This is a genomic window from Paenibacillus herberti (genome assembly GCF_002233675.1).
In the GTDB taxonomy this organism is placed as follows: Bacteria; Bacillota; Bacilli; order Paenibacillales; family Paenibacillaceae; genus Paenibacillus_O; species Paenibacillus_O herberti.
Genome location: NZ_NMUQ01000001.1, coordinates 2,533,146 through 2,546,213, shown reverse-complemented (window position 1 = coordinate 2,546,213; position 13,068 = coordinate 2,533,146). Strand labels below are relative to the sequence as shown.

8 protein-coding genes are annotated in these 13,068 nt (G+C 50.1%); all 8 read right to left on the bottom strand.

The window, feature by feature from the left end; genetic code table 11:
* Window positions 1-7 precede the first annotated feature (7 nt).
* The 8 genes from CGZ75_RS11585 to CGZ75_RS11550 all read right to left on the bottom strand — a co-directional run bounded on the left by CGZ75_RS11585 (window position 8) and on the right by CGZ75_RS11550 (window position 12,946).
* Window positions 8-1,537 (bottom strand): hypothetical protein, encoded by a 1,530-nt coding sequence (locus tag CGZ75_RS11585; RefSeq protein ID WP_089524294.1) that lies wholly within the window; start codon window positions 1,535-1,537, stop codon window positions 8-10.
* A 138-nt stretch (window positions 1,538-1,675) separates the two neighbouring features.
* Window positions 1,676-3,244 carry a hypothetical protein gene (locus CGZ75_RS11580; protein ID WP_089524293.1) on the bottom strand — a complete coding sequence of 523 codons (1,569 nt, stop codon included), beginning with the start codon at window positions 3,242-3,244 and terminating at the stop codon, window positions 1,676-1,678.
* Between the two features lie 235 nt (window positions 3,245-3,479).
* The gene (locus CGZ75_RS11575) at window positions 3,480-5,033 is read right to left on the bottom strand and encodes a hypothetical protein (RefSeq protein ID WP_089524292.1); all 1,554 of its coding nucleotides are present in this window, start codon (window positions 5,031-5,033) and stop codon (window positions 3,480-3,482) included.
* Between the two features lie 44 nt (window positions 5,034-5,077).
* Complete coding sequence (locus tag CGZ75_RS11570) at window positions 5,078-6,628, bottom strand: hypothetical protein (RefSeq protein ID WP_089524291.1); 1,551 nt, start codon at window positions 6,626-6,628, stop codon at window positions 5,078-5,080.
* Window positions 6,629-6,673: 45 nt separating this feature from the next.
* Window positions 6,674-8,197 carry a hypothetical protein gene (locus CGZ75_RS11565; protein WP_089524290.1) on the bottom strand — a complete coding sequence of 508 codons (1,524 nt, stop codon included), beginning with the start codon at window positions 8,195-8,197 and terminating at the stop codon, window positions 6,674-6,676.
* 20 nt (window positions 8,198-8,217) lie between these two features.
* The gene (locus tag CGZ75_RS11560) at window positions 8,218-9,774 is read right to left on the bottom strand and encodes a hypothetical protein (RefSeq protein ID WP_089524289.1); all 1,557 of its coding nucleotides are present in this window, start codon (window positions 9,772-9,774) and stop codon (window positions 8,218-8,220) included.
* A gap of 49 nt (window positions 9,775-9,823) precedes the next feature.
* Window positions 9,824-11,332, bottom strand: coding sequence for a hypothetical protein (locus tag CGZ75_RS11555; protein ID WP_089524288.1), 1,509 nt, complete (start codon window positions 11,330-11,332; stop codon window positions 9,824-9,826).
* A 30-nt stretch (window positions 11,333-11,362) separates the two neighbouring features.
* The gene (locus tag CGZ75_RS11550; protein WP_089524287.1) at window positions 11,363-12,946 is read right to left on the bottom strand and encodes a hypothetical protein; all 1,584 of its coding nucleotides are present in this window, start codon (window positions 12,944-12,946) and stop codon (window positions 11,363-11,365) included.
* Between the last annotated feature and the right edge of the window lie 122 nt (window positions 12,947-13,068).

The following is a 13,068-nucleotide window of genomic DNA, read 5'->3' as shown; positions in this document are numbered from 1 at the left end:
TGGAATGTTAAGGCCCAATCGATAGCCCCCCGCTCACCCAGCCCTCAATTATAGCGGCCTGCCCAGAGGTGTTCGCGGACACGGAAAACAGCAGCACCAATTGATCTCCCGAGTTCACATTAATTTCTATGGGGAACATGTTTGAAAGGCCATGTATGCCGGGTGAGCTTTCCGTGTACGTGCCAGCGGGAATATTAATCAAGAAAAACGATAAATTGTTAACCCTTGTAATCGTATTATTTGAAGGGTTATACCGATTCAAACTGACAAATATGGTGAAGGAGTCAGTTAGAATTTGCCCGCTTAAAAGGCCGAAATAGGCCGCAATGGACGTAACTGTCCCGCCGAAAGGGATAGGGATCGTAAAGCTATTTAGTTCGGAAGATACGACAAATGGCGCTCCTTCAGGCGGAAACATCGAGTTTTCGCTGAATCCAAAGCCGACTACCGCGCCAGCACTAGGTGTGCCGCCTTCCATAGTCTCTAGTGAAACCAGCGTTTGACTGGCGAATGGAATAATTTGATCTATTTGAGGGTCGGATGGATTGGCAGGCTCAATCGTTATGGTTGCGCTCAAAGTTCCCTGAATGGTGTTCGGGGGAGAGGGACCGAACGGCGTTTCCGCTACGATTGTAAATACAAGGACGAGCCGTTCCTCCGCAGCAATGGGAACGTTAAGATCGTTCAAGCTACCCTCACAAGTGATCCTCGCGGTATTACCGAACAAGGCAGGTCTTAGTCGAATGAGCGTGTCTGGAATGCCGTCAAATGGCACATACGGCGAGACGTCGGGATCAGCCTGGCATAACTGAGCGCGAACGGCAATAAATACGCCGCTAATTTGGATGTCACTCGGTATGAACTGGGCCGTCATCCCGGTAATCACCGCTGACTGAGGCATGGAAAACGCATAATAAAATGCCTCGGGCTGCTGACCGGTCAATACGACGGACACATCAAGTCCCATATTACTCGTGGTGAACGGTACGCCGGGGGACGTGAATCCAATCCCGGGTATCGCTCCATCAGTCGACAGGAGTGTGACGGGATCATAGCTCAGGAAAGTCTGCTCATTACCGCCATCGAGGGTGAGAACTGTTCCAGATATCACGGGAGGAGTGGAGCCTGACACTCCGGCGAGATTGGTTTCGGCGAGTCTGATTTGGATGACCCAGTCATCCTTGATCGAGCTGGATACACATGCTAACAAACTGAAGGCATACAGCTCCGTGAGCGTTGTCTGAGTTGCGGCAATCAGGGCGGCAGACCAGCCGTCCGATTGCTCGTAGGCCGTAATAGGAAGCTCGGTAGCAGCGAACAGATCTGCCTTGTCTCGTAGAGATAGGGATGTCATGGTTTTGAACAGGTTTTGCAGCACTTTAAGCACATTTGGCAGTGGCCCGGCAGGAGGAATATAGAAGGGCTGGATAGAAGCGGTCAGATCATCGAGCAGTTGTCCAAATAGGTTGGTTTGCAACTGTGTGAAGTGGATGATGCAGCCTTGGGCGGGAGGTTTAGGACAGGGTTCATCGTTCATGGCGACAATGCCTCCTCTTTGTATTATCTGTATGTATTTCAGGCTTGTTTAAAGACGTGCTTAGGGCAATCCGCAAGATCGCATAGATTAGGACCAGCCATAGGTCATAAAGCTAACCTATGGCTGGCCCTTATATGGTTAAGTCGAACTAGGCAAGATGGAAATACCGCCGCTCACCCATCCTGCTATCGATCCACTTGTTGTCCCGAGTCCTAATGCGGTAAACACCATAATTAAGGTATCCCCTGGGACGAGGGGAGGTGATGATGTAATATGGATATTATGAACACCGGGGGAAGTTGTTGTAAATGTTCCGGGCTGCAAAGTAGCAAGTATAAATTGTGTCGATCCAATTGGGGTAGCGGTACTGTTTGCAGGCGTGTAAAGATACACCTCGACAAGGATATTTATCCGGCTTTGGAGGGTTTGATTACTTTCAATACCGAAGTACGCCGCAACTGACGTAATCGTTCCTGCTTCTGTAATGGGAGTGGTAAATCCGTTAATTAACGGATTTACAATGATTGGTGATCCAAACGACTGAAACGGTTCATTATCGCTGAATCCAAAACCGACTATGCCAAAGTTGGTTGGAGTAGAAGGGCCAAAACTCAGATTTACCGGCAAATGACTGGCAATCGGAATAATAGGGCTGGTCAAAGCGGGATTTACTGGTGCAATCACGAGAACACCGATCGCAGTACCCACAATGGTTAGAGGATCGACGGTGGCTGCTCCTTCAGTAAATATCGAAAATACAATAACGAGGCGATCCTCCGGATTTAAGGGAATATTGAGTCCGGTTAGGCTATTTGAACAACCGAATCCGGTCACATTCCCCGATAAGGATGGAATCAGTTGGACTGCTGTTCCTGGAATAGCAACAAACGGAGTATAGGGCGAATCGTCAGGAAAAGAGCGGCACAATTGAGCCTGGATCGTAATGGGCGGACCGTTGACAATAAGGTTACCGCTTGGAAAGAAAATACCGGATATCGCAGTGAGCGTTCCTGCTTCTGGCATGGAAAACGCATAGTTATTTCCCCCCGCATTGTCGGCCAGCACGATTGAAAGATTTTGGGCGGCTGCATCCGTGGTAACGGGGATACTCTGGGACACAAAACCGCTTCCTACTATCGCTCCTTCCGTTGGCAAACCGGTACTTCTATTGAAACTTAAAACCATAGGTTGATTGCCGCCATTAAAGGTAAGAGTTGTTCCAGAAATAACAGGAGGAAGGACGCTTTCAATTCCAGACAGATTGGTTTCGGCGTTCCGAACTCGAATGACCCACCCATCCTTAACGGAACTGGAAACACATGCGACCAGGCTGAGTGCGTACAGGTCTGTGAGCACAATCTGGGTCGAAGCTACAGCGGCCGAACTCCAATCATCCGATTGCTGATAGGCGGTAATAGCCAGCTCAGTGGCTGCAAGCAGATCGGCCTGAGTGCTGAGCGTCAGAGGAAGCTCAACAATCAGATTTTGCAACGCCTTAAGGACAGACGGGAGCGGGCCTGTTGGTGGGACAAATAAGTTTGATATGGCTATTGATAGATCATCCAGCAACCCCTCGAAAATATCCGCCTGAAGCGGCGTAAAGGCGACGAGGCATGGTCTTTTCGTTTTTTTGCAAGGCTTGCAAAGATCGGCGTTATGAGGCCTATGTGAAATCAGAGCCTCCTTACTTGGATTGGTACGATCCATAATTATCTATACCTCCTGTTGAAGCAACTGTATTATTTGTATGTTTTTCAGGCTTGTTTAAAGACGCGTTAGAGTAAATTCGCGAAAGCATATTCGGCACCGTCGTGTATGCAGCATATGCTATTGCCTGCAAAGCAAATAATCGCTTTTTTTACATGATAAAGGGGCCTTGCTGGCGTCATGAAGATGACACCAGCAGGCCCCTTCCTCTGCGGCAGTTCTCACCGGAATTTGATCACGCTCCAACCGATACGCCGCCGCTCGCCCAGCCCAGAACAGAGCCGCCATTAGCGATAAACACCAACACGAGGCGATCCGTCGGAGAGAGTTGAATATCAAGACCGTCTGCGATGCCATATACGCCGGGCGAATTCTCGGTATAAACGCCCGGTTGCAAAACAGGCAGTTGAATAGATGTTCCCAAAAGGGGGGTAGCCATATTGGTGGAAGCGTTAAAAAGGTACATACTTACGTTGATACTGACGGGACCGCTCAAGGTTTGGCCGCTTTGAACACCGAAGTAAGCCGAGAAAGATGTAACCGTCCCGCCATTCGGAATTGCTGTCGTAAATTGATCGAACAGCGTATCCAACGACAGTATGGGATTCGAGAAATAAGGTACGGTTTCCGTAAAGCCGTATCCGATCACTCCTGCTCCATTCTCAAAGGGATTACTGGAGGAAAAGATTAGATTTGCCGGCGTCACGCTTGCAAATGGGATAATGGAATCTTCGGACGGAGGCAAGTCGGCCGATTGTCCGATCGTAATACTTGCGCTGCCGCTTCCCAGAATGGCTGTAGGGTCAGCCTCAGCATTGGAAGAGGTAAAAGCCGTAAAAACGACTACGAGCCGATCTCCTGGGTTAAGCGGAATATCAAGTCCTGCTAAGCTGCCCTGACAGGTCAGGATGGATATATTTCCGGACAACGAAGGAATCAACGGAACGGAAGCCCCGGGAATAGCTGTGAATGGCGAATATGGCGATACGCTGGAGGGCGCTCGGCATAGCTGGGCTTGAATGGTGATGGGCGGACCAACGATGAAGTATGAACCCGTCAGGATAAAGCTGGCGGTAATAGCGGTGAGCGTTCCGCCGCGGGGCATTGAAAAGGCATAGTTGTTTCCGCCGAAGCTGTCGGCCAAGACGATTGAAATTGCAGCGGCGCTATCGGCACTCACAGGTATGGTTCGGGATGCAAATCCATATCCAACGACGACTCCTCCGTTGGGCAGCCCCGATATGCTGTCTAAGCTTAGATCCATGGTGCTGGAGCCGCTGGAAAAGGAAAGTACCGAACCTTCAATTGCCGGCGGAACACCCACGCTTATTCCGGCAAGGTTGGTTTCGGCAAGTCTGATGGTGGTCACCCAGCCGTCTTTGACGGTACTTGAAACGCAGGCGAGCAAGCTAAGGCTGTACAGCTCCGTCAGCGTTTGCTGGGTAGCTGCAATCAGGGCAACGGACCATTCATCGGACTGTTCATAAGCGGTAATATTCAGCTCGGTTGCAGCGAAAAGGTCGGCCTGGTCGCGCAGCGTGAGCCGTATGTCTTTGAACAGATTTTGCAGCACCTTGAGCACATTGGGTAGCGGTCCGACAGGAGGGATAAAGATAGATTGAATGGAAGCAATCAAATCGTCCAGCAGCCCCTCGAAGATATCCGCTTGCAGCGGCGTGAAAGGGATGATGCAGTTCCTCTGCGGCGGTTTTGGACAAGGCTTGCAATGCTCCTCAGAATGGGGTCTGTAGGAATGCAGGGTTACTTTTGTGCCTTGATCATGGCTCATATTAATTCCCCTTTCAAGAGAGTGGGGCTCTCACCGTAGTTTGATCACGCTCCAACTGTTAAGCCGCCGCTCGCCCACCCTGTAACAGGGCCTCCCTTAGCAATGAATACCAGAACTAGGCGACTGGAGGGAGGGTTTGAAATGTTAAGGCCATCCACTACGCCGGATACGCCGGGCGAATCATCCGTATAAGTGCCCGGCTGCAGCACGGGGAGCTGAATGGAGGTTCTTAAAATGGCGGTTGCCGAATTGGTTGAATCGGTAAAGCGATACATAAAAACCTGGATACTCACGGGAGCAGTTAAAGTCTGACCGCTCTTCACTCCGAAATAAGCCGATAAAGACGTAATGATGCTTCCTGCTGGCAGAACGGTTGTAAACTCATTAAACACAGAATTCAGGGAAAGATTGCTTCCGGGAATGTTGGGCTGGGAGACGCTGTAACCGTACCCGACCACCCCTACCCCATTTTCAATTATGCCAATACTGGAATTGATTAGAATTACAGGGGAAAAGCTTGCAAACGGGATGATTTTTTCATTCGACGGAGGTGTTCCTTCCATGCCGCCAATCGTGATGCTTGCACCTCCTGCTCCGAATATGTCTGTAGGGTTTCTTAATGAGTTAGGAGACGAGGAGGCTGTAAACACGACTATTAGCCGGTCTCCGGGATTTAACGGAATATTAAGCCCATCTAAACTGCCTTGGCAGGTTAGGCCGGAAGAGCTTCCGGATAAGGATGGAATAAGCGGGACAACGGCTCCGGGAATGGTTGTAAACGGTGAGTAAGGAGACGCATTGGGAGCAGAGCGGCATAGCTGGGCTTGGATCGTTATGGGCGAACTTATTAAGATAGGCGAGCTTGTTAAGGTGAAGCTGGCGGTAATGGCAGCGAGCGTTCCTCCATGGGACATAGAAAAAGCGTAGTTGTTTCCGCCCAAACTGTCGGCCAGAATGATGGCAATATTCGCTGTGCTATCATCCGAAATGATGGCAATATTTCTGGATTGAAATCCGGATCCGATAATGACGCCGCCGGTAGGCAGCCCGCTTCTACCGTTCAAGCTTAAATCCATTGGGCCGACGCCGCTCGTAAACGATAAAACCGTTCCGATGTCTACTGGCGGTACAGCACCGGTAATACCGGCAAGATTAGTTTCTGCGAGCCTGATTGTGCTGGTCCAGTTATCTTTAACTGCGCTCGAAACACAGGCAAGCAAGCTGAGGTTGTACAGCTCGGTCAGCGTTTGCTGGGTTGTTGAAATCAGGGAAGCGGACCATCCTTCGGACTGCTCGTAAGCGGTAATATTAAGCTCAGTTGCTGCCAGCAGGTCCGCCTTGTCGCGGAGAGAGAGGGACAGACTGTCCACCAGATTTTGAAGCACTTTCAGGATGGAAGGGAGCGGTCCCGATGGAGGATCAAAATTGGACTGAATAGCGATCACGAGATCGTCCAGCAGCCCTTCAAAAATAGTTTCTTGCAGGGAAGAAAAGGGGACAATACAGGGCTTCCCCCTTTTTTTGCAAGGTTTGTTATAATTAGCATCATGCAAAATTGGTTGCGGGTCATTAAGATTCGGAATACGGGAATCCATTATTGACACCACCCCTTGGAAAATTTCATAACCGCTTTTATTTTTTCAAGGAGGACCTGGTGCAATTCTTACGCCACCGCTCGCCCAGCCTTGGATTAAAGTCAGACCTTGCGGAGTAGTGTTCAATATGGTGGAAAACAGCAGCACTAATTGAGTTCCCGGTTCAATCGCGATGGAGAGGCCGGTTGAAATGCCATGATTGCTAGGTGAGCTTTCCGTATAGCTACGGGCAGGCACATCAATAAATACTTCGCCATCTGCGTCAATTAAAGCTATTGTGTTGTCGGAAGAATTGTACCGGTACAACCCGACAATCAGGGTTAGGTTTTGGGACAGAATTTGCCCGCTTAGAGCGCCAAAATAAGCGGCAATGGATTTAACCGTCCCGCCATTCGGAACGGAGACGGCAAAGTTGTTTAGCGCTGGGGTCACTACAAACGGCGTTTCATCAGGCGGGAGAGGCTCGGTATCGCTGAACCCGAAGCCGACAATTCCGCCGTTGGCGGAAAGCCCGGTAGCGTTCGTTTCAAGCGTGATCAGTCCTTGGCTGGCAAACGGAATAATAGGGCCGAGTGAAGCTGGAGAGCCATCTGCAGGTACGATTGTAAGGGTTGCGCTCAAAGTCCCCTGAATGGTAGTCGGGTTAGAATTAGGAGTAGGCTCCTTGGTCGATGAGATCGTAAATACAACGACTAACCGATCCTCCGCAGCGAGGGGAAAGCTAATATTGTTCAGAGTTCCCTGGCAAGTAACTCCGGCAGTACTGCCGGTCAAGGGAGGTATTAGTAGAAATTGTGTTTCCGGAATGCCGGCAAGTGGTTCATAAGGCGAAACGATACCAGTAGCTCGGCATAGTTGAGCGCGAACTATATAGGCAGCGTCTTCGATACGGTAGTTATTTGGCATAAACTTAGCCGTCATTCCGGTAATTGTCCCTGCAAATGGCATCGAAAAAGCATAATAGTGTGCTGAAGGCTGCTGGCTGGTCAAATCGACGGACACATTACGGTCGGTACTATCCGTTGTAACAGGTATACTGACGGATGTGAATCCAATACCGGGTATCGCCCCTTCAGAAGGTAGGAGTGTAGTGACATCATAACTTAGGGCGGTAACTTCATTGCCTCCGTCAAGGGTGAGGATCGTGCCTGTTATGACGGGAGGAACAGCGCCTGAAATTCCGGCCAGGTTGGTTTCGGCAAGCCTGATTTGACCCACCCAGCCATCCTTGACCGGGCTGGACACGCATGCTAGCAGACTGAAAGCGTATAGTTCCGTCAGCGCCGTTTGAGTCGCGGCGACCAGAGCGGAAGACCATCCTACCGATTGTTCATAGGCGGTAATGGGCAACTCGGTAGCGGCAAACAGGTCGGCTTGATCCCGGAGTCCGAGACGCATGCTTTTGAACAGGTTTTGCAGCACTTTAAACACATTTGGTAGTGGCCCTGCAGGAGGAATATTAAAGGGCTGAATAGAGGCGGTTAGATTCTCCAATAAATCAGTGAAGATTTCCTCTTGTAGGGTCGAAAAGGGGATGATGCAAGACTTTTTCTGTTTGTGGCAATCCATTACGGAAGCCTCCCCTCAAGTTAAATCACAGATACGCCGCCGCTCGCCCACCCCGTAACAGAACCGCCCGTAGCGATGAACACCATCACCAGACGCTCATTTGGAAATAGTGTAATGCCAGTAAGGCCCTCTACAACTCCAAAAACGCCTGACGAATTATTCGTATAAGTACCTGGCTGCAATACGGGCAGCTGAATCGAAGTTCTTAAAATAGCCGTGGCCGTATTGGTGGAGTCTGTAAACCGATACAAAACAACTTGAATACTGACCGGGCTGGTCAAAGTCTGACCGCTTTGCACTCCGAAATAAGCCGATATGGACGAAATGGTGGTGCTATCTGCTGGCAAAACAGTCGTGAACTCATCGAATAACGAATTCAGAGACAAATCTGAAGCTGGTATAAAAGGGGCGGTGGCGCTGAATCCGTACCCAACCACTCCTGCTCCATTCCCAAAGAAGTCGCTTGCCGAAAAGACCAGATTTACAGGTGAAAAGCTTGCAAACGGTATGATAGTGTCCTTTGCTGGAGGCATCCCTTCCATCCCGCCGATTGTAAGGCTGGCGCTCCCTGTTCCAAATATGTTCTGAGGATTTGCAAAAGAGTTCGGAGATGAGGACGCCGTAAATACAACTACTAAACGATCTCCTGGGTTTAGCGGAATATCGAGCCCGGTTAAGCTGCCTTCACAGGTCAGGTTACTCAAACTTCCGGACAAAGCCGGAATCAACGGAACGATCGCTCCAGGAATTGTTGTAAAGGGAGTATAAGGCGAAGCGCCGGGGGAGGAGCGGCACAGTTGAGCTTGGACAGTCATGGGCGAGTTTATAAAGATGGCCGGACTGGTCAGAGTAAAGCTGGCGGTCATAGAACTGAGCGTCCCGCCTCGAGGCATGGAGAAAGCGTAATTGTTTCCGCCAAGGTTGTCAGCCAGCACGATTGAAATACTAGACGAGCTATCGTTCGTAGTGACGGAAATAGCTCTGGAGTCAAATCCAAATCCGATGATAACTCCGCCGGTGGGCTGCCCAGATCTGCCGTCAACGCCTAGATTCATGGGACTGGTGTTGCTGGTAAATGAAAGAACTGTCCCATTAATTGCAGGCGGAACAGCGCTGCTTATACCGGCTAGATTGGTTTCGGCAAGTCTGATTGTGCTGACCCAATCGTCTTTGACGGTACTGGCAACGCAAGCGAGTAGGCTTAGGCTGTACAGCTCCGTCAGCGTTAGCTGGGTCGCTGAAATGAGAGCAACTGACCATTCTTCGGACTGCTCGTAAGCGTTAATATTAAGCTCAGTTGCCGCTAGCAGTTCTGCATTGTCGCGAAGAGAGAGGGGCAGACTGTTCACCAGATTTTGAAGCACTTTCAGAATCGAAGGCAGCGGTCCCGAAGGAGGAACAAAACTGGATTGAATCGCCACAACGAGATTATCCAACAGCCCTTCAAAAATCGTCTCCTGCAGAGATGTAAAAGGGACGATACAAGATTTTCTCTTTTTTTTGCAATGGCGGCTGTTTTGGGATTCAGTTAATTTTGGTTTCTGATCATCATGACTTGGAGTGCGAGAATCCATCATTGACACCACCCCTCGGAAAATTAATAAAGCTTACAGCAGCAATACGCTATCAAGAGGAACTAGGTCCGATCGATATGCCGCCGCTCGCCCAGCCCTGCACCAGGCCGCCGCTAACCGTTCCGGCACTTAAGACGGTGAAAACAAGCACTAAGCGATCCCCTTCATTAACGGATATGTTAAGACCTGTTTTTAAGCCATGAACGCCAGGAGTAGCCTCTGTGATGGTTGTCTGCAAGAAATCTCCCACATGCAAAAGTGTATCGGGCATAGGACTGACCTCATTGGTTGAAGGTGAATACTTATAAATCTCGGCAAGAACCGTAATTGGCTGCTCTAGCGATGAGGTCTGGCTTACATCAATACCGAAATAAGCGGCAAAGGCTGTAATGATTCCATCTCCAGCCAGCGGCGATGTAAAGTTGGCCAGTTGCGAGCTCACATTGATTGGAAGCCCAAACGAGAAAAAGTCCTGGTTTTCGCTAAATCCGAAGCCGACAATTCCTGCGCTCGTGCCAAAACCTTCAGAGCTGAAATCTAGATTAACCGGCTGATTGCTGGCAATCGGAATAATCGGCCCCACTGAAGAGGGCGGCGCATTGACCGGTTCAATTGCAATCGTCCCGCCCAATGTGCCTTGAATCGTCGTCACATTGGGGTTGGAGTCGATGCTTGCTACCAGGGTAAAAACAAGGACAAGCCGATCTTCCGGATTCAGAGGGATATTAAGGCTGTTCAAGCTGCCTTGAAAAGTAATTCCGGATATATCACCGGTTAAACCCGGGCTTAGCTGAACCAGGGTTCCTGGAATGGCGGTAAACGGACCGTAAGGAGAAGCGTCGGGAAGAGCCCGGCACAGCTGTGCGAGAGCGACGATAAACGTGCCTGTGATGGTAAGGTCATTCGGTGAAAAGCTGGCGGTTATCGCGGTAAGCGTACCCGACCTTGGCATAGAAAAAGCAAAGTTGTTCCCGCCGAATTGATCGGCCAGCACGATGGAAACGTTCTGTCCGATATCATTTGTCGTAACGGGAATGCTTTTGGACGTAAAGTCGGTAACTGGAATCGCGCCTTCAGTCGGCAAGGCAGTTGTGAGGCTGAAGCTTAGAGCCGTTTCAACTTTCCCGCCGTCAAGGGAAATGACCGTACCGGATATGACGGGTGGAACAGCGCCGGAAATTCCAGCCAGATTGGTTTCGGCAGTCCTGATTTGGCTCACCCAGCCATCCTTGACAGGGCTAGACACGCATCCCAGCAGACTGAAAGCGTACAACTCCGTCAATGCCGTTTGAGTCGCGGCTATCAGCGCAGGGGTCCAGCCGTCCGACTGCTCGTAAGCGGTAATGGGAAGCTCGGTGGCGGCGAACAGGTCGGCTTGATCACGGAGCCCAAGGCGCATGCTTTTGAACAGGTTTTGTAGAATTTTAAACACATTTGGCAGCGGCCCTGCAGGCGGGATAAAGCCGGGTTGAATAGAAGCGATTAGATCACTCAATAAGCCGGAAAATATTTGCTCCTGCAAAGGAGTGAAGGGAATGATGCCGTTTTTGCCGCTATTCAAGGCTAATACCTCCTAGGAAGAAAATAACCTTTAAGATGAACTAGGCCCAACGGATATGCCTCCGCTCGCCCAGCCGCTCACAAGGCCGCTTGGCACCGGTCCGGCACTTAATACGGTAAACACCAGCACATATCGATCCCCGGCACTGGCCGCAATGTTGAGCCCGGTTTTTACGTTATGAACGGGAGGAGTAGTTTGCGTAATGACTGTTTCCAAGAAATCTCCCACATGGAGAAAGGTGTCAGGCAAGGGGCTGACTTGATTCGTTGCAGGCGAATACTTATATATTTCTGCAAAAACGGTAATGGGCTGTACCAGAGCCGAGGTTTGAATGACATTAATGCTGAAATAAGCGGCAAACTCCGTAATGGTTCCATTTGCAGTCAAAGGCGTTGTAAAATTGGCCAGCTGTGAAGTTACATTAATTGGAGATCCAAAATTGACAAAGTCCTGGTTTTCGCTAAATCCGTAGCCGATAATTCCTGCGCTGAGTGTAGAACCATTAGATCCGAATTCCAAATTAACCGAATGGTCGCTGGCGATTGGAATAATCGGCCCTGCGGAAGTGGGAGGCGCATTAACTGGCTGAATGGTTATGAATCCAGCTAACGTACCGGTTAAGGTGGAAGGAGTGACCTTTGGATTGGAGGAGGAGATCGTAAACACGAGCGCAAGCCGGTCTTCAGGACTTAAGGCAATGTTCAGATTGTCCAGGCTGAGCGCGCATCCAACGAACTTTGTATTGCCGGATAAGGCCGGAACTAAAGAAGCAACAGTTCCCGGAATGGCAACAAGAGGCGTAAAAAGAGGAGAGCCGGGAAGAGCGCGGCATAACTGAACCTGAACTGTAATAGATCCGCCTGAAATTGTAGTGTTCGCTGGGAAAAAGCTTACTGATAGGGTGGTAAGCGTACCTTGTCGGGGCATGGAGAAGGCAAAGTTATTCCCTCCGGCGTTATTGGCCAGCACGATGGATACAACTTGCCCTGCACTAGTCGTCGTGACAGGTATGCTTCCTGATGTGAAGTTGATAACTGGAATTGCTCCGTTAATGGGCAAACCGGTCGTGGTGCTTAAGCTGAGAGAGGTTTCAACATTGCCGCCATCAAAGGTCACAACCGTCCCTGAGATAGCCGGGGGAACGGCGCCCGAGACCCCAGCTAGATTGGTTTCGGCCATCCTGATGCGGATCACCCATCCATCCTTGACGTCGCTGGATACGCAAGCGAGCAGGCTGAGGGCGTAAAACTCCGTCAATGTTTGTCCCGTAGCGGCTATAAGGGCGTCTGACCATCTGTCGGATTGCTCATAAGCGGTTATATTCAGTTCCGTAGCGGCAAACAGAGCGGCTTGGTCACGCAGCGACAGCCGCATCTCCTTGAATAGATTTTGGAAAACCCGGAGCACACTGGGCAATGGTCCGGCAGGGGGGAGAAAAGAAATTTTTATAGAAGCGATCAGACCGTCCAGCAGATCCTGGAATAGGTCGGCTTGATCGGGTGTGAAGATAATAAGGCAATTTCTTTTTGGTGGTTTTGGACAAGGCTTACAGTGCTCTTCCGTGTGAGGTTTGTAGGAATGCAGGTTTACTTTTGCGCTTAGATCATCGCTCATCTCGATTCCTCCTTCAAAAGTGTCGGTTTTTAACCCGTGGACTCCAGGCGTACTTTGCGTGATTGTGCCGCTCATAACTGTTCCCACATTAAAAAAAGTGGCCTGTTCGCGAAGCTCTAGAC